The sequence below is a fragment of the Frankia casuarinae genome, assembly GCF_000013345.1.
GTDB classification, from domain to species: domain Bacteria; phylum Actinomycetota; class Actinomycetes; order Frankiales; family Frankiaceae; genus Frankia; species Frankia casuarinae.
Genome location: NC_007777.1, coordinates 5,346,932 through 5,363,254 on the forward strand (window position 1 = coordinate 5,346,932; position 16,323 = coordinate 5,363,254).

Genomic DNA, 16,323 nt, shown 5'->3' on the forward strand with positions numbered 1-16,323 from the left:
GTGGGGGGAACGGGTCAGGGATAGGCGGATCGGGGGGCGGGCACCTCGGGCATGCGCAGGGCCCGCGAGAACACCCGGTCGGTGGGGATCTCCTGCGCCCGGAACTCGGTGGTGGGGCCGTCGAAAAGATCGTTCGACCGGTTCTGCTCCAGGGCACGCACGCGCAGCACCGCGCGAGCCACCGCGGCGGCGGCGGCGTGGATCTGGTCGACGCTGGTGAACCGGCCCACGCTGAACCGCAGGCTCTCCATGGCCGCCGTGGTCGACCGGCCCATCGCGGTGAGCACATGGGACGGCTCGGCGCCGCCCCCGTGACAGGCGGAGCCCGCGGACACCGCCACGTCCGGCAGACAGGCCTGGACGGCGTCGGCGTCGGCACCGACGAACCGCAGGTTGATGGTGTTCGGCAGCCGGCATTCGCGGCTCCCGCCGCGCTCACTCGGCCCGTTGAGCTCGACGGCATCGACGCCGAGCCACTCGACGAGCAGATCGTGCAGCAGCTCGGTCTGGGCCCGCTGCCGCGGGGCCTCGTCGTCCATCACCGCGGCGGCGATCCGCGCCGCGGCGCCGAAGCCGACCACCCCGGCGGTGTTGACCGTGCCGGCGCGCAGGCCCCGTTCCTGCCCACCGCCGTGGATCAGCGGTGCCAGCTGCGACCGGGCGTGTCGGCCGGCGATCAGCGCGCCGGTGCCCTTGGGCCCGTAGAGCTTGTGCGCGGACGCGAGGGCGAGGTCGATGCCGGCGTCCGCGACCGAGACCGGCATCCGGCCCAGTGTCTGGGTGATGTCGGCGAGGTAGAACGCCCCCGCCCCGTGGGCGAGCTCGGCGATGGGCCGCGGGTCGTTCAGCGTCCCGGTCTCGTTGTTCGCCGTCATCACCGCCACCAGGGCGACCTTCGAGACGGAGGCCCCGAGAACCCCCCCGTTCCCCGCGACGGCGGAACCGTCCCATACCGGTTGCAGCAGCGCGCGCAGATGATTGAGGTCGATCGTGCCGTCGGGATGAACCCGGATGGTCTGCACGATCGCCCCGTGCACCCGCGCCGCGGCCTCCGCCGCGGCGAGGACCGCCCGATGCTCGGTCGCTCCGACGAGTACGCGGCGGCAGGACGGCGGGGCGGTGGCCAGGACCCCGGCGATCGCCAGGTTGGCCGCCTCGGTCGCCCCGCTGGTGAAGATGACGTCACGCGGCTGGGCGCCGGCGAGGTTCGCCACGTCCCGCCGGGCTCCTTCGACGAGCCGGGCGACGGCCTGCCCCGCCGGGTGCGAGCTGGCCGGATTCGCGAAGTGGTCCCGCAGCAGCGGCAGCATCGCCCGGACAACCTCCGGGTCGACCGGGGTCGTCGCGTTGTGGTCAAGATAGATCACGGTGCGCCTCCAGAGCCGCAGTCCACGCAGGCGGGATCGCGCCGCGTCCGCGGCGTACGCAGGTCCGTGTCCCACAGGTCGAGGTGGATCAGCCGGCCGACCGCCGGCTCGGCGAATCCACCGGCGATCTTCAGCGCCTCGGTCGCCGCCAGGCAGCCCACCGTTCCGGCGACCGCGCCGAGCACCGGGAAACCGAGGGGCTCCCAGGACGGGTCCCCCTCCGGGAACACACACCGCAGGCAGGGCGAACCCGACCGGACCACCAGCAGATACGCCTCGGTGGCGTTCATCGCGGCGACGACCAGGGGGATCTGCGTCGCCAGGCACAGCCGGTTGAGCAGATACCGCTCGGGGAAGTTGTGCCGAGCGTCGACCACCACGTCCGCCTCGGCGATCAGACGGGGCAGGCTGGGATCGGTCAGATCCCGGTCCAGGGCGACGATCTCGACGTCCGGGTGGTGTGCGCGCAGGGTGTCGGCCGCGCACTCCACCCGGGCGTCGCCCACCCGGTCGGGCCGCATCAGGGTCTGCCGGTTGAGGTCCGGCTCCTCCAGAACGCCCGGATGGACCAGGATCAGCCGGCCGATGCCGGCGGCGGCCAGGTAGGTCGCCGCCGCTCCGCCGACCCCGCCCACCCCCGCCACCAGGACGGTCGCGCCGCTGAGCCGCCGCTGAGCGGACACTCCGAAGCCCGGAATACCCAACTGCCGCTCGTACCGTCGATTCGGGTCGAAGACGGACGGCGCCTGCCGACGGGATGGGTACGGTGCCGGCGGCCCGGCACAGATGGACCCCAGCAGACGCGGGTGGGAACGGAATCGGGCGGTGACCATCGGGCGCTCCCCGGGTTAGGCCGAACAGGTGATCAAGTAGTGCGTTGTCAGGACACCAGCGCGACCCGGCCGATCTCGGGCAGGGCCTCCTTCAACCGGCTCTCAATGACGCCGGTCAGGGTCGCGGTGGCGCTGGAGCACCCGCCGCAGGCTCCGGTAAGGCGCAGGTGCACCTCCGCCGTCCCGGGCTCGCCGTTGCCGGCGAGAGTCGCGACGACCTCGGCGTCCCCGCCGTCTCCCCGCAGGAAGGGCCGGATCTCCTCCATGATCTCCTCGACCTGCTCGCGCAGGCGGGCGTCCGCGGCGGTGCGCTCGGTGGAGTCCGAGGCACCGAAGGACGTCCCGCAGCCGCAGGAGCTGGTCGCGTTCGGGTTCTGGAAGGTGAACCCGGAGGAGGTCAGCGTCTCGGTGTAGTCCACGCGCAGCCCGCGCAGCAGGTGAACCATCGACGAGTGGACGACGACGTCAAAGCCGTCCTGGCCGATGACGACGTCCTCGGCCTCGGCACCGGGGACGAGCGCCAGGTTGTAGGTGAAGCCGGCGCAGCCACCGGGGTCGACGCCGATCCGCAGGCTGAACCCGCCCGTGCCGGGGGTCGAGGCGAGCAGGTGACGGACCTGCTTCACGGCCCGGTCGGTCAGTTCGACGGTGGGGGTGGTGGCGCTCATCGGACGGCAACCTCCGCTTCGGCACGATGTGCGACAAGGCGGGAGCCGACCTCGGCCACCGCCTTCTCGATCAGGTCGTAGAGCTCCACCGGTTCGATCCCGGCATTCTCGAGCGCCTCGCGCGGCCCGAGGCCGATCTTGCTGCACAACACCGCCGCGCAGTCGGACAGCATCGCGACCGTCTTGTCGAGCTTGGAGGCGTCCTCGTCGCAGTCCGACGGGCCGTTGCAGTAGCGGTCCACGTCGCGGGTCTGCACGAGCCGGGCCCAGCCCGGACCCCCCTCGTAGATCCAGAACTCGGTCGCGTGACCGAAGTGCTGGTTCACCACGCCGCTGCCCTTGGTCGCTACAGCGACGAGCACGACGTTCTCCGGGCGGGCGTTCCCCGGGCGGGCCCCGGCCGGGGTGCCCTCATCGGGGGATGCGCCCGGGCCAGAGGGAATGACCGCGCCGGTCGAGATGTTCAGCGCTCCCCGGGTGGCAGCCACCTCGGAGCGCCACCGTTCGATCTCGCTATGCGTCTGCCGGCGGCCTTCGAGGTCGTATTCGATCTCACGGCCACGGAACGCCTCGGGAGTGAACTCCTCACCCCGGTCCTCACCGAGCAGGCCGACGGCGTCGGCGCGGCACTGCCGGCAGTGCCGCATCATGTTCATCTCGGCGCCGTCGTCCTGCTCGCAGCGGTCCTGCAGCGCCTTGAGCTCCTGTGGGGTGGGGCCGCGCTGCCCGGTCAGGCCGAAGTGGGTGCCGTGCTCGGGCGCCGACACCAGCGGCATCACGTTGTGCAGGAAGGCGCCGAGCTCCTTGACCTTCCGGGAGACCTCGACGAGGTGGTCATCGTTGATCCCGGGGATCATCACCGAGTTGACCTTGCAGAGAATCTTCCGCTCGGTGAGCATCGCCAGGCCCTCGAGCTGACGCTCGGAGAGGATCCGGGACGCCTCCCGGCCGGTGTACCGCTTACCGCGGAAGGCGATCCACGGGTAGATCCGCTCCCCGACCTCGGGGTCGATCATGTTGATCGTGATGGTGACGTGGTCGACGTTCAGTTCGGCGATGCGGTCGACGTGGTCCGGCAGGGTCAGCCCGTTGGTAGACAGGCAGAGCTTGATGTCCGGGCAGTCCCGGGCCACCAGTTCCATCGTCCGGAAGGTCGGCTTCGGGTTCGCCAGCGGGTCGCCGGGGCCGGCGATCCCCAGCACGCTCATCTGCTTGATCTCGCTGGCCACCAGCTTGACCTTGGCGAGGGCGTCCTCGGGGGACAGCAGGGTGCTGGTGACGCCGGGACGGCTCTCGTTGGCGCAGTCGAACTTGCGGTTGCAGTAGTTGCACTGGATGTTGCAACCTGGGGCGACCGCCACGTGCATCCGGGCGTAGTACTGGTGGGCCTCGGCGCTGTAACAGGGATGATTGGCGATCTTCTCCGCGATCTCCGGGTCCCGCACCGGAGCGCTGGTGCCACAGCTGGACTTGCTCGCGCAGCCGGCGGCGGTGTCGGGCGCCGGCCCGGTGGCCTGCCGGGGCATCTCGCCTGCCGGGTCGGTGGGCAGCATCGGCAGGCTGACGGGGGTTGCCTTCACGACCGCCCTTCCTTCCCCCCGGCGGTCGCCGTGCCGGTGGCCGGAGCGGTCGCCGAGGAGGTCGCGGTGGTCGTCGCGGCGGGTGCGGCGGTACCGGCGGCGACAGCCGCGGCCTGCTGCCACTGCTCGGGGGAGACGAGCTCACGTTCCAGCGCGCCGACGATGCGGCCGTGGTCGAAAGCCACCGCGTACACGATGTGTTCCTGCAGGTAGAGGCCGACGTTGATGACCTGGCCACGGGTGCCGGCCTCGACGAGAACCTCACCGACGGCGATCGCCGGGTCCGGATACGTGCCGTCGTTACGCAATGCCTTGACGGCGACCACGATGTCGCCGACGTCGTAGGTGCTGTTCATCGGGTTCCACCCAGGTAGTCGGCGGACGCGGCGGCGTGGTGCGGCCAGGCGGACTGGGACGGCTCCACCGGGTCGGACGGCGCCGACGGCTGGGGCACCGTCGGGGTCAGCCGCTCGACGGTGATCGACGACGCGGGCACGAACGACGACTGCGGAGCGCGGTCCTGCAGCACCTTGAACAGGCGGTGGTCCAGGGCGGAGGCGGTGGTGAAGGCCTCATAGGAGCGGATGAGCGCGTCGCGATACTCCCGCAGCAGCTCCACCGGGTTCCCGGCCTCGGTCCGAGTGTCGTGCAGCTCGACCAGCTGGTTGGCGAAGTACCGGAGGATGTGCAGCCGGTTGACGGCCAGGACTCGCGGGTCGTAGTCGACGTCCAGCAGGATGAAGTACTCCTCGGCGGTGGAACAGCGGCGGAAGTCCGCCAGCTGGCCGGCGGCCATGCTCACGCTCATCGCGATGTCTCCTTCTTGAGCAGGCCCTCGAGGAGGGCGATCTCCGCATAGGCGTCGTAGGTGCGGCGGGCGGCGTCGAGCAGGCCCTCCCAGCCGATCGGGAGGTCCTCGGCGAGGTCGTGCAGGTCGAGCTTGAGCTGGGAGGCCCGGCTGCGAAGCTTGCGCAGCCGCAGCTCGGTGTCGGCCGGGGCGCCCCCTGCCGGGGTGTCGGCGGCTTGGGCGTCGGCGGCCGGGGTGTCGGCGGCTTGGGCGTCAGGAGTCATCGCGGGCCACCTCGTTCCATCGTTCGATCTGCTTGGTCGCGCCGGTCACCAGCGACTCGCCCCGGGCGGAGAGCTCGTCCATGGAGCCGAAGCCGAACCGCTGCACGTCCCGCAGCGCGTCGGAGAGGACGACGAGCCGCCCGGCACAAATGATCACGCGCCCGAACCCCTCGTGGCTGAGGTCGAGCACGGTGGTGGTGAACGCCCCGGTCGCCTTCTCGGTGGCCGCCGCGACCGCCTGGTAAAAGGAGCGCACCCGGCCCTCTACGGCGGCGTCGATGTCGCAGTTCACCGCGATCTCGCGGCGCTGCTCCCGCGTGACGATGAACGGGCGGAGCAGGTCCTCGTCGGAGAACCGTTCCAGTTGGCCGTAGGTGTCCCCGGCGCGCAGCTGGTCGACCAGGTCGCCGAGGAAACCGGTCTTCGCGGTCATGCCGCGTCCCCCTTGGGCTTCAGAGCCGTAGCACCGCCGCGGGTCCAGGTCGCCGCCGGCTGCGGCTCGTGGGACCGCAGCACCTTGCGCAGCCAGGGCGGAGGATTGCCGGCCAGCGTCGAGGTGTAGCGGCGGAGCAGCTCGGGGATGGCGGTGCCCTTGACCACCTTCACCGGGTGAACCCGGGCCTTCACCACCTTCGCCGCGGCCGTCCCGCCGATATCACTGATGTTGAGAATCGCGCAGTCCGAGACCGCGGCGAGCCTGGATTCGATCTTGTCCTGTTCGTCCGTCGGCGCCGCGTCGAGCGCGCGGGTCTCCAGGAACCTGGCCCCCTCGGGGCCGACCTCGTACACGTCGAACCGTTGGCACCACCCGAAATGCTGATCCACAGCGGTGCCGTCGCTGGTCGCGAAGGCGATCTTCAACACGGAGACTCCTGGAACAGGTTGTCGAGTTGATCGGATTCACCCGCGGAGCCGGGTTGGGTGGGGATCTCGGTCCGGTGGGCGGGCTGTCCATCCGCGCCGGACACGGAGAACCTCCGCCCGGAACGGCGGTGCACGTGCTCGTGATCGAGCAGACGATTCGCGGCGTCGATGAGCAGGCGCAGGCTTCCGGCGTACCCGGCGGTACCGGCCAGCGCCGCGCCGAGCCGATCGAAGATCGGGAAGCCGACGGGCAGGTGCGCGGCGCCAATCCGGTCGGCGACCTCGCGGGCGTGGCTGGAACCGAGGACGAGGTGCGCACCACCCGCCCGAGCCCGTTCGGCGAGGTCGGTCAGATCACCGACGACGACCTCGTCCCAGGGCGCGTCCGCGAGGACCGGCGCGGCGGTCGGGGACACCGCCGCCACGACCTCGGCCCCGACGTCGTGCAGCAGGGAACCGACGGCGACCAGGGTCTCCGGCTCCATTGCCAGCGCGACCCGGGCGCCACCGAGGACGAAGTGCGTGTCGAGCAGACCGTCGGCGAGCCGGGCCCGGGCCTGCCGGACCCGGGCCGGCGCGGACGCTCCGGTGAGTTCGATCAGCTCGGTGACCAAGGTGTCCATCTCCGTCAGCCCGCTGAGATGACGGTGGCGGAGGATCCGGGCGCCGGTCCGGGCTGCGAGCAGGTCACCGGCCGCCGCCGCGGTCGCACCCGCGACGAGCACGGCCCGCGACCGACCGAGCGCCCGCAGCCGCGCGAGCCCGGTGCCGCCGGTCGTCGTGGGCTGCCAGGCGGGGGCCAGGTGCCCGTCCACCGATCCGGACAGGTCGGGGACGAGTACCGGGTCGAGCCCGAACGCGCGAATCAACTCACCGAGCTCGTCGAGGTCGGCCGCCGTCAGGGACGGGCCGACCAGGACGGCGAGCTGGCGCGGGTCCAGAGCACCACCGTCCGCCGCCGCCACCCGTCGGGCGGCGGACCCCAGGGACCTGGCGGACCTGGTGGACCTGGCAGCCTCGGCGGACCCCAGGGACCTGGCGGACCTGGTGGACCTGGTGGACCTGGTGGACCTGGCAGCCTCGGCGGACCCGGCGGACCCGGGGGTAGTGAGATGCGTTACGGGAGCGCTGGCCGCGATGAAGGCGGTGCGCCCGGTAAAATATCTCGCTTCGGAAGGCTCCGTTTCGGAATGCTCTGCCGGCACCACCGCTCGGACCAGCGCCTCCAACGCGGCCGACCAGCCGTCGGACAGCCCCCCGATGAAGTCCGGGGTGGAGACCCCGACGATCAGCGGGGCCCTGCCGGGGGCGGAGCCGTTCGCGCCCGCCTCCGGCCCGCTCGAGTCGGTCTCGTTCCAGGCCGAGAGGTACTTGCGCAGCTGGCCGCCGACGTCCTCGCCGCTGACCTCGGTGACCCCCGTGGTGAGCAGGCCGATGATCTCCGGCCGCTGCTTCTTCCGGATGGCATCGAGCGTCTCCACCATCGCCTCACCACTGCCGAGGACCGCGGTCACCTCGGTGATCGCGGTGGTCTGCAGCGGGATCGGCTCGTTGAAATGCCGGGTGAGCAGGGCCTTGGCGAATGACGCGCACCCCTGCGCACCATGCATGATCGGCAGCGAGCCGGCGAGGCCCAGGAAGACCAGCGCACCCCCGAGCGGCTGGCTGTGCTTGAGCGGGTCGATCGTCGCCTGCCGCTCTCCGGTCACGATCTCGGCCATCAGCGGGCTCCGACCAGGTCCCAGGGAGCGGGCCGGCTGACCTGCTCCCAGACCGGGCTCGCGATCGCCAGGTCGAGGCGCCGGGCGAGCTCGACCATCCCGGTGTAGCCGGCGTAAGGGATATGCCGCTCCTGGTTGATATCGAGGAACGGCAGCCGGCCCTTCAGCGCGGTGTACTGGTTGCGGCCGCCGGCGACGAGGATGTCCGCCCCGGTCTGTTCGGCGACCCGCAGCAGCTCGCGCGGACTGCCCTCTTTGATCATTTTTGCGTCGCCGAGCAGCTCGCGGATCTTGTCCACGTCGCCGTCGGAGCTCTTGGTAATGCCGCTGCCGACCACCTCGATGCCGAGGTCCTGCAGCGCGGACACGATCGACCAGCTCTTGACCCCGCCGGTGTATAGCACCGCCTTACGCCCGGCGAGCCTGCGCCGGTACGGCTCAAGTGCGACGGCGACGGCCGCCTCCTCGACAGCGATGAGCTCCTCCGTGCGGCGGGAGAGCTCGTCGTCCTCGAGCAGGCGGGCGAAGCCGCGCAGGGTGTCGCCCATCGCCCGGGTGCCGTAGAAGCTGCCCTCGAACCACGGGATCCCGTAGCGTTCCTGCAGGCCACGGGCGAGTCCGAGCAGCGCGCGCGAGCAGACCACCATCGTCGCCCTGGCCCGATGGGCCGCGGCGACGTCACGGTAGCGGGCATCACCGCTGATGCACGCCTGCACCCGAAGGCCCAGCCGGGACAGCAGCGGCAGGACGTCCCACAACTCCCCGGCGATGTTGTACTCACCGATCAGGTTGACGTCCCGGTCGGTGGTGAGCTCCGGCTCAACGGTGCCGATCACGTGGTCGAGCAGGGCCTGGCCGGCGAGCCGGTTGCCGAGGTTCTTGCTGCCGACGAACCCGGGCGAGTGGATCGGGATCACCGGCACCCCGGACTCGGCGGCGGCAGCCGCGCACACCGCGTCGAGATCGTCTCCGATCATCGCGGTGACGCAGGTCGAATAGACGAAGACCGCTGGCGGCGAGTGCCGCTCGACGACCTCCAGGATGGTGTCGAACAGGCGCTGTTCCCCCCCGAGCACCACGTCGTTCTCGGCCATGTCGGTGGTGAAGCCGTGCCGGTAGAGCACCGGCCCGGACGACAGGCTGCCTCGGCCGTCCCACGAGTTGCCCGCGCAGCCGATCGGGCCGTGGACCACATGAGCGCAGTCGGCGATCGGGACGAGGGTGATCATGGCTCCGTCGAAGGCGCAGCCTCCGGAAGTGCCCCCGGGCTTGGGTTTGGGACAACCCGCCTTGCGGGCCTTGGTGCTCTTGGCGTTGTTGTGGTTACAGGCCGGTTCGGTGAACAGCGCGACGCGTTCTGTGGCTGCCATGGGCCATCCTCGGAAGGACGCGGTTCTACGGGCACGGTTCTTGAAAGAGGTGAGACGGGGGCGAGGGGTCGATCGATCCGGGAGGTGATCGATCGACCCCACGGCGGGGTGGTCGGCCGGTCGCAGGGAGCGCGGTGGGTGCGGCCGGCCGACCACGTTCAGATCCGGCCGGGAGCCGGACCGGCCACAGCTGTGCCCGGTCGGACGCTCAGCGGACGACGTCGAAGCTGTGGTCGGGGCTGGTGCGGTCCAACTCGTCGAGCACCGTGTTGACGAGCTGGGTGAGCAGGTGCAGACCGCCGGTGTAGCCGACGATCGGGAAGCGGTGCAGGTGGTGCCGGTCGAAGATCGGGAAACCGACCCGGACCAGCGGCACGTTCGCCTCCCGGGAGATGTACTTCAGGTACGAGCTCCCAATGAGCAGGTCGACCGGCTCGGTGAAGACCAGCGACCGCAGGTGCCAGAGGTCCTTGCCCGGCCAGACGGTCGCCGCCTCGCCGAACTTGCTAGTCGAGAGGACCTTCTCCAGCCTGGGCGCGAAGGAGTTGTCGGCGTTCGTGCTCAGCAGGTGGACCGGGATCATCCCGAGTTCGAGGGCGAAGCCGGTCATCGCGATGACGAGGTCAGGGTCACCCGCGATGGCGACCCGCTTGCCGTGCAGATAGGCATGCGAGTCGGTGAGCGCGTCCACCAGGCGGCCACGCTCGGCGGTGAGCTCGGCCGGGATCTCGACCTCCGCCAGGCGGGCCACCTCAGTCAGGAAGCGGTCGGTGTTCTTCACCCCGATAGGGGTCTCGAGCACCACCGTCTCCTGCTTCCACCCGTCCCGGACGAACTCCGTCGTCTTGCGGGTGGTGGTCTCCTGAAGCATCACGGTAGCGCGGCTGAACCGAGCCGTGGCGGCCTCGGCGAGCGGGGTACCACCTGGGTAGAGCTCGTACTCACCCGTCGCCGGCGAGTCCAGGGAGCTGCTGTGGTCGCCCAGGATCAGGGGGTCGACACCCATCAGCTCGAGGATGCGGCGGTACTCGCGGTGGTTGCCGACGTAGGTCTCGAAGCCGGGCACGATGTTCAGCCGGGGCTTCCCGGGGGACTCGACCTTGTCGGCGTCCGCTGTCCTGCTCAGGAGCTCCAGGATGCCCTTGAGCATGCTGTCGTAGCCGGTGAGGTGCGAGCCCACGAAGCTCGGCGTGTGCGCGTACGGCACCGGGTAGTCGGCGGAGATCGCGCCCTTGTCCCGCGCCGCGCCGATGTAGGCGAACAGGTCCTCCCCGATCACCTCGGCCATGCAGGTGGTGCTGACCGCGACCATCTTGGGCTTGTACAGGGTGGTCGCGTTCTCGAGCGCCTCGACCAGGTTGTTCAGCCCGCCGAAGACGGCGGCGTCTTCGGTCATCGACGAGGATGCCGCCGGGACGGGCTCCTTGAAGTGCCGGGCGAAGTGGCTGCGGAAGTAGGCGACGCAGCCCTGCGAGCCGTGCACCAGGGGCATGGTGCCCTCGAAGCCGAGGCCCGCCAGGACCGCGCCGAGCGGCTGGCACGCCTTGGCCGGGTTGACGGTCAGCGCCTCCCGGGCGAAGTTCTTCTCCCGGTACTCCCAGCCGCGGGTCCACTCCAGGACCCGGGCGACCTCGGCGGCGTCGCTGCCGTTCTCGAACTCGCGCTTGCCCTCGAACTGCTTCTGGTAGACCTCGTCCTTGAACAGCTCGCTGTGGTCGAGGACCCGCAGCGGGACGGAACTGTTTGTTTCCGGAGTCGTCGTCACCGGACATCCTCCCTTCTACCGTGGCTGATGACTGCCGGCTACCGCCGGCGGGGGCCGGACCGGCCGGTCAGAACACCTCTCCGGCCTTCGACCAGGGGGTCTCCATGAGGTCCCAGGTCGGGCTGTTGATCGCGATGTCCATGTCACGGGCGAAGACCGCGAAGCCGTCCACGCCGTGGTATGGCCCGGAGTAGTCCCAGGAGTGCATCTGGCGGAAGGGGACGCCCATCTTGTGGAAGACGTACTTCTCCTTGACGCCCGCGCCCATCAGGTCCGGCTTGAGCCGCTTGGCGAACTCCTCCAGCTCGAAGGCCGTCGGGTCGTCGTAGAGGACCACGCCCTCCGCGAGAGCGGGGTAAGTACGGGTGTAGTCGTCCTTGTGCGCGAACTCGTAGCCGGTGCCGACGACCTCCATGCCGAGGTCCTCGTAGGCACCGATGGTGTGCCGGGGCCGCAGTCCGCCGACCGCGAGCATGACCCGCTTGCCTTCCAGGCGCGGCCGGAAGGCGTTCGTGATCTCGTCGAACCGGACCTGGTAGCGGGCGATCGCAGCCTCGGTCTTCTGCTTGATCTCGTCGTCGAAGAAAGCCGCGATCTTCCGCATCGAATCGACGATCTTGGTAGGACCGAAGAAGTTGAACTCGGTCCACGGAGTGCCGTAGCGCTCCTCCATGGTCGTGCAGATGTAGTTCATCGACCGGTAGCAGTGGATCAAGTTCAGCTTCGACAGGTGCGTCGAGGCCATCTCGTTGATCGTGCCGTCACCGGACCACTGGGCGATGACCCGCAGGCCCATCTCCTCCAGGATCTTCCGGGAGGCCCAGGCGTCGCCGCCGATGTTGTAGTCGCCGATGAGCGCGACGTCATACGGCGTCTGCTTGAAGGTGTTCCCGCCGGTACCCAGCACGTGGTCGCGGACCGCGTCGTTGGCGATGTGGTGGCCGAGGGACTGGCTGACCCCGCGGAACCCCTCGCAGCGCACCGGGACGACCGGCAGCTCGAGCTTCTTCGAGGCCTTGCGGGAAACCGCCTCGATGTCATCGCCGATCAGACCGATCGGGCACTCGGACTGGACCGAGATCCCCTTGGCCAGCGGGAACAGCTCGACGATCTCGTCGCAGACCGTCTCCAGCTTCGGGTCACCGCCGAAGACGATGTCCTTCTCCTGGAAGTCGGTCGTGAACTGCATCGCGGCGAAGTTATTCACGCCCCAGGGGCCGCGGGCGTAGTTGCGCCGGGTGGCCCAGGAGTACTGGCCACAGCCGACCGGGCCGTGGCTGATGTTGACGATGTCCTTGACCGGGCCCCACACCACACCCTTGGAACCGGCGTAGGCGCAGCCGCGGATCGTCATGACCCCCGGGCGGGATTTGATGTTGGACTTGACCTCGCACTCCTTCGACCCATCGGGGTCGTTGGCCTTGAGGTGCTTGGCCCGGAACTTGGCCGTCTTCGCAGGGTAGTTAGACAGCACCTCGGCGATCATCGCCTCGGTCTCGGCCTTGATAGGTGCCGGCGTCGTCGTCATGGTCGGGACCTCATCCTCGACGGAGTCGGAGCAGGTGACAGGGTCAGGCGACAGCGGCGGCCTTGCCGATGATGCTCTCGTCCTCCTGCTCCATGATCCCGAACTCGATGAGGAGCTCCTCGAGCTCGTCCATGGTGATCGGCGTCGGGATGGTCTTCATGTCGTTGTCGACGATCTTCTTGGCGAGCTGCCGGTACTGGTCGGCCTGCTCGTTCTTCGGGTCGTACTCGATGACCGTCATCCGGCGCAGCTCGGCGTGCTGCACGACGTTGTTGCGCGGGATGAAGTGGATCATCTGGGTGTTGAGCCGGCGGGCGAGCTCAATGATCAGCTCGTCCTCGCGGTCGGTGTTGCGGCTGTTGCAGATGAGCCCGCCGAGCCGGACACCACCGGAGTGCGCGTACTTGAGGATGCCTCGGGCGATGTTGTTCGCCGCGTACATCGCCATCATCTCGCCGGAGGTGACGATGTAGATCTCCTGCGCCTTGCCCTGGCGGATCGGCATCGCGAACCCGCCGCAGACGACGTCACCGAGGACGTCGTAGGTGACGAAGTCGAGGTCCTCGTAGGCGCCGGCCTCCTCCAGGTAGCTGATGGAAGTGATGACACCGCGGCCGGCACAGCCCACACCGGGCTCCGGGCCACCGGACTCGACGCACTTGATGCCCCACTGGCCCTCTACCAGGACCTCGTCGAGCTCCAGGTCCTCGACCGAGCCCTTCTCGGCAGCCAGCTGGATGACGGAGGTCTGGGCCTTGGAATGCAGGATGAGCCGGGTCGAGTCGGCCTTGGGGTCGCAGCCGACGATCATGACCTTCTTGCCCATCTCGGCCATCGCCGCCATGGTGTTCTGCTGGGTGGTGGACTTGCCGATACCACCCTTGCCATAGAATGCGATCTGGCGCATGCGGTGTTCCTCCTCGGAACGGTTGCCCAGCGCAGGGGGCACCGGTGCCACGACCACGCCGATCGGGCAGGTCGGGCCGCGAGAGCCCCTGGGCTGGAGTCGTGCCGCCGGCCGGGTTTGGCCGGGACATCGGCACAACCGTTAGTTGTTGATCTACCCCGTTGCGTCTGTCAGCCGGGTCCGGGTCCTGCCGGACCCGGCCTAGGACGGCGGGGCCTCCACTCGGGGGGCCGGCACTTCGGCCCGCCCGAGAAGCTCCTGGAAGTCACGGCCGTGCAGGCCGCGCTTCGTCTGGGTCGCCGTGGTCCGGACCCGCTCAAGCAGCGGCTCGATCTCGCTGTCGTCGGCGGTGATGCCGTACTGGGCCAGCGCGTAACGCACCGAGGCCCGGCCACTATGCTTCCCGAACGCGAGCCGCCGTTGCCCGCCGACTTCGGCGGGGTCGAACGGCTCGTAGGTCGACGGGTGTCGCAGCACGCCGTGGACGTGGATCCCCGACTCGTGCGCGAACACCGACTCACCGACCACCGCCTTGCCTACCGGCAGCGGGCGGCAGGCGGCCCGGGCCACCATCCGCGCGAGCCTGCGGAACGAGGTGGTGTCCAAGTCCACCGGCACCTTCAACAGGTGCCGCAGGGCCATCGCCACCTCCTCGAGCGGGGCGTTGCCGGCCCGTTCCCCCAGACCCAGCACCGTGGTGCTAACCCAGGTGAATCCGGCCTGAACCGCGGCGAGGGTGTTTGCGGTCGCCAGACCGAAGTCGTCGTGGGCGTGGATCTCCCACTCCCCCGGGACCGCCTGGACCAGCCGGCCGAGCCGGGTGTAGGCGCTGACCGGGTCCAGCAGACCGACCGTGTCGGCCCAGCGGATCCGGGTGGCGCCCCACTCGCGCAGCTCGCCGGCCAGCTCGATGACGAAGTTGTCGTCCGCGCGGGAGGCGTCCTCCAGGCCGACGCTGAATCGCAGCCCGCGGTCGGCCGCGTCGAAGACGCAGTCGCGGATGCGGCGCCGCGCCCATCCCCGGTCCCGGCCCAGCTTGCTCTTCAGATGCAGGTCGGAGACGGGAATGGTGAGGTGCGCGGTGACAATTCCGCAGGACACCGCGGCATCGATGTCGCGGCGGTCGGCCCGGCACCACGCCACCACGCCGGCCTGGGGTTGCGTCGCGAGGATCTCCCGCAGGACATCCCGTTCGGCGGGTCCCATGGCAGGTATTCCGGCCTCGATCTGGTGTACGCCGATGGCGTCCAGAGCAGCGGCGATGGCAAGTTTCTCGGCTGCGGTGAATGCCACTCCAGGCGCCTGCTCGCCGTCGCGCAGGGTGGTGTCGCAAAACCTGACCGGCGCGGCCGGCTCGACCGTAGGCGCGGATGAGCTGGGAAAACGGGGACCGGGCACTGTCATCACCAGCCGTCGATCGAGAACAGAAGGCCATGGGATCGCCCCCGAACAGTGGTTCTTCGTTTGTCCGGTGGCGACACGAAGAACACTAGGAGCCGTTTATTTCAGCCCTGCAAGCCCCGGTAACTTCGGCGTTAACAGGTATTCCGTCGGGATGACTGGAAGCTTCTCCCGAAAGATACCTCGAAGGATATTCTCAAGGAAAAATCTTTAATTAAAATTTTCCTGGAAACTTTCCCCCGTGGCGCCGCCCACATAGCCCCGGGCGCGCCGCCGAAGTGGTCCGGAGCACACGGTACGCCAGGAAGATCGCCCGATTACGGGGATCCCCCAGCTCCGTCGGCGCGATGTAGATGACAGTAGCAAACGCCCCGTGCAGATGAGATGTTATCGGAACATTCGAACAAGAGTTTCAGCGAGGTACCTGCCATGTTACGTAGAGATGTCGGCGCTATCGATGCTGGTCACGGCGGATGAACAAGATGACTCACATTCATGTTGGCAGCTTCCCGACCGCCGCGCGATCCCGATCACCAGGATTAACTTTTCCGAAACCGACAAGGTCCGTCGTGAGTGGACCTCGCCCGAGGAGTCGGTTATCTTATGGATAACAGTTATTTTCCGCCGGGCGACGCCGGGCGACGCCGACCTGGCAGCACGCAGTGCTTTCCTATGGAGAGCGGAAGGAGCTGGGCGTGTCGGTTCGCGCATACGTGGAGTACTTGGGTTGCCAGTCGGGATGGTAGAGATGACGGACACGCAGATGGTCGGCGTGCCGTCCGACCCGCCGGGAACGTGGGAGGACCTGCGTGCGACCGTAGTAGGCAACAACGGTGTCTTCCGGATCAACATGGGGACACTGCGGGAGATCGGCGGCTATGGCCGATTGGGTACCAACGTGCGGCAGATCCTGAGCCGGAACCTCGCCGGCATCGGTCTCGGGCACCTGCCCACGGAACTACCGTCCTACCAGGACAAAGAGGTTCTGCTCTTCCAGTTCGGCACACCGGCGGCAGAGATCGTCGAGGCGGTCCGGGAGGGCGCCTCCGACGGAGCTGAATCCGCGCTGGTCAGGCTGAACTCCTCGCAGGACATCGCGAAGGTGCGCGACGCCTCACTCAAGGCTGTCGAGCTCCTCTCGATTCTGAACGACCGCTGCCGGGACTGCATGCGCCCGCTGCATTAAGCGACCGGTGGCCGTCACCTCCGTCGCCGGCCTGACGGTCGGCGACGGAGGTGTCTGGTCGT

General features: G+C 69.1%; 16 protein-coding genes. 1 reads left to right on the forward strand and 15 read right to left on the reverse strand.

Annotated elements, in window-relative coordinates; genetic code table 11:
• Positions 1-14: 14 nt before the first annotated feature.
• From FRANCCI3_RS22640 to nifV, 15 genes are all read right to left on the reverse strand, one after another.
• Complete coding sequence (locus tag FRANCCI3_RS22640; protein WP_011438829.1) at positions 15-1,367, reverse strand: cysteine desulfurase family protein; 1,353 nt, start codon at positions 1,365-1,367, stop codon at positions 15-17.
• On the reverse strand, positions 1,364-2,200 hold the full coding sequence (locus FRANCCI3_RS22645; RefSeq protein ID WP_011438830.1) for a HesA/MoeB/ThiF family protein: 837 nt from the start codon (positions 2,198-2,200) through the stop codon (positions 1,364-1,366). The genes FRANCCI3_RS22640 and FRANCCI3_RS22645 overlap by 4 nt, the downstream gene beginning before the upstream one ends.
• Before the next feature lie 47 nt (positions 2,201-2,247).
• Positions 2,248-2,868 carry an iron-sulfur cluster assembly accessory protein gene (locus FRANCCI3_RS22650; RefSeq protein ID WP_011438831.1) on the reverse strand — a complete coding sequence of 207 codons (621 nt, stop codon included), beginning with the start codon at positions 2,866-2,868 and terminating at the stop codon, positions 2,248-2,250.
• A complete protein-coding gene (gene nifB, locus FRANCCI3_RS22655; protein ID WP_369808114.1) occupies positions 2,865-4,394 on the reverse strand; it encodes a nitrogenase cofactor biosynthesis protein NifB in 1,530 nt (509 codons plus the stop codon). Before nifB ends, FRANCCI3_RS22650 begins: the two co-directional genes overlap by 4 nt.
• A gap of 50 nt (positions 4,395-4,444) precedes the next feature.
• The gene (locus FRANCCI3_RS22660) at positions 4,445-4,804 is read right to left on the reverse strand and encodes a nitrogen fixation protein NifZ (RefSeq protein ID WP_011438833.1); all 360 of its coding nucleotides are present in this window, start codon (positions 4,802-4,804) and stop codon (positions 4,445-4,447) included.
• A complete protein-coding gene (nifW, locus tag FRANCCI3_RS22665) occupies positions 4,801-5,256 on the reverse strand; it encodes a nitrogenase-stabilizing/protective protein NifW (RefSeq protein WP_011438834.1) in 456 nt (151 codons plus the stop codon). Before nifW ends, FRANCCI3_RS22660 begins: the two co-directional genes overlap by 4 nt.
• Complete coding sequence (locus tag FRANCCI3_RS22670; RefSeq protein WP_011438835.1) at positions 5,253-5,519, reverse strand: CCE_0567 family metalloprotein; 267 nt, start codon at positions 5,517-5,519, stop codon at positions 5,253-5,255. The genes nifW and FRANCCI3_RS22670 overlap by 4 nt, the downstream gene beginning before the upstream one ends.
• On the reverse strand, positions 5,509-5,952 hold the full coding sequence (locus FRANCCI3_RS22675; RefSeq protein WP_011438836.1) for a NifX-associated nitrogen fixation protein: 444 nt from the start codon (positions 5,950-5,952) through the stop codon (positions 5,509-5,511). Before FRANCCI3_RS22675 ends, FRANCCI3_RS22670 begins: the two co-directional genes overlap by 11 nt.
• Entirely contained in the window at positions 5,949-6,383 is a 435-nt protein-coding gene (nifX, locus tag FRANCCI3_RS22680; protein ID WP_011438837.1) for a nitrogen fixation protein NifX, read from the reverse strand. The genes FRANCCI3_RS22675 and nifX overlap by 4 nt, the downstream gene beginning before the upstream one ends.
• Positions 6,377-8,104, reverse strand: a complete 1,728-nt coding sequence (locus FRANCCI3_RS22685; protein WP_011438838.1) for a nitrogenase component 1 — start codon at positions 8,102-8,104, stop codon at positions 6,377-6,379. The genes nifX and FRANCCI3_RS22685 overlap by 7 nt, the downstream gene beginning before the upstream one ends.
• Positions 8,104-9,474 (reverse strand): nitrogenase iron-molybdenum cofactor biosynthesis protein NifE, encoded by a 1,371-nt coding sequence (gene nifE, locus FRANCCI3_RS22690; RefSeq protein ID WP_011438839.1) that lies wholly within the window; start codon positions 9,472-9,474, stop codon positions 8,104-8,106. The genes FRANCCI3_RS22685 and nifE overlap by 1 nt, the downstream gene beginning before the upstream one ends.
• Before the next feature lie 208 nt (positions 9,475-9,682).
• Complete coding sequence (nifK, locus tag FRANCCI3_RS22695; protein ID WP_011438840.1) at positions 9,683-11,239, reverse strand: nitrogenase molybdenum-iron protein subunit beta; 1,557 nt, start codon at positions 11,237-11,239, stop codon at positions 9,683-9,685.
• A 67-nt stretch (positions 11,240-11,306) separates the two neighbouring features.
• Complete coding sequence (gene nifD, locus FRANCCI3_RS22700; RefSeq protein ID WP_011438841.1) at positions 11,307-12,767, reverse strand: nitrogenase molybdenum-iron protein alpha chain; 1,461 nt, start codon at positions 12,765-12,767, stop codon at positions 11,307-11,309.
• Positions 12,768-12,810: 43 nt separating this feature from the next.
• The gene (nifH, locus tag FRANCCI3_RS22705; protein ID WP_011438842.1) at positions 12,811-13,674 is read right to left on the reverse strand and encodes a nitrogenase iron protein; all 864 of its coding nucleotides are present in this window, start codon (positions 13,672-13,674) and stop codon (positions 12,811-12,813) included.
• A gap of 201 nt (positions 13,675-13,875) precedes the next feature.
• The gene (gene nifV, locus FRANCCI3_RS22710) at positions 13,876-15,081 is read right to left on the reverse strand and encodes a homocitrate synthase (protein ID WP_035729057.1); all 1,206 of its coding nucleotides are present in this window, start codon (positions 15,079-15,081) and stop codon (positions 13,876-13,878) included.
• Between the two features lie 742 nt (positions 15,082-15,823).
• On the opposite strand from nifV, the gene FRANCCI3_RS22715 reads away from it, so the two are divergent.
• On the forward strand, positions 15,824-16,261 hold the full coding sequence (locus tag FRANCCI3_RS22715) for a hypothetical protein (protein WP_011438844.1): 438 nt from the start codon (positions 15,824-15,826) through the stop codon (positions 16,259-16,261).
• Positions 16,262-16,323 lie beyond the last annotated feature (62 nt).

What these genes read in the sequence shown, in the direction of transcription:
- FRANCCI3_RS22645 (WP_011438830.1), bottom strand. Translation starts at nt 2,200, where the DNA reads ATGGTCACCGCCCGATTCCGTTCCCACCCGCGTCTGCTGGGGTCCATC.
- FRANCCI3_RS22650 (WP_011438831.1), bottom strand. Translation starts at nt 2,868, where the DNA reads ATGAGCGCCACCACCCCCACCGTCGAACTGACCGACCGGGCCGTGAAG.
- nifB (WP_369808114.1), bottom strand. Translation starts at nt 4,394, where the DNA reads ATGCCCCGGCAGGCCACCGGGCCGGCGCCCGACACCGCCGCCGGCTGC.
- FRANCCI3_RS22660 (WP_011438833.1), bottom strand. Translation starts at nt 4,804, where the DNA reads ATGAACAGCACCTACGACGTCGGCGACATCGTGGTCGCCGTCAAGGCA.
- nifW (WP_011438834.1), bottom strand. Translation starts at nt 5,256, where the DNA reads ATGAGCGTGAGCATGGCCGCCGGCCAGCTGGCGGACTTCCGCCGCTGT.
- FRANCCI3_RS22670 (WP_011438835.1), bottom strand. Translation starts at nt 5,519, where the DNA reads ATGACTCCTGACGCCCAAGCCGCCGACACCCCGGCCGCCGACGCCCAA.
- FRANCCI3_RS22675 (WP_011438836.1), bottom strand. Translation starts at nt 5,952, where the DNA reads ATGACCGCGAAGACCGGTTTCCTCGGCGACCTGGTCGACCAGCTGCGC.
- FRANCCI3_RS22685 (WP_011438838.1), bottom strand. Translation starts at nt 8,104, where the DNA reads ATGGCCGAGATCGTGACCGGAGAGCGGCAGGCGACGATCGACCCGCTC.
- nifE (WP_011438839.1), bottom strand. Translation starts at nt 9,474, where the DNA reads ATGGCAGCCACAGAACGCGTCGCGCTGTTCACCGAACCGGCCTGTAAC.
- nifD (WP_011438841.1), bottom strand. Translation starts at nt 12,767, where the DNA reads ATGACGACGACGCCGGCACCTATCAAGGCCGAGACCGAGGCGATGATC.
- nifH (WP_011438842.1), bottom strand. Translation starts at nt 13,674, where the DNA reads ATGCGCCAGATCGCATTCTATGGCAAGGGTGGTATCGGCAAGTCCACC.
- FRANCCI3_RS22715 (WP_011438844.1), top strand. Translation starts at nt 15,824, where the DNA reads ATGACGGACACGCAGATGGTCGGCGTGCCGTCCGACCCGCCGGGAACG.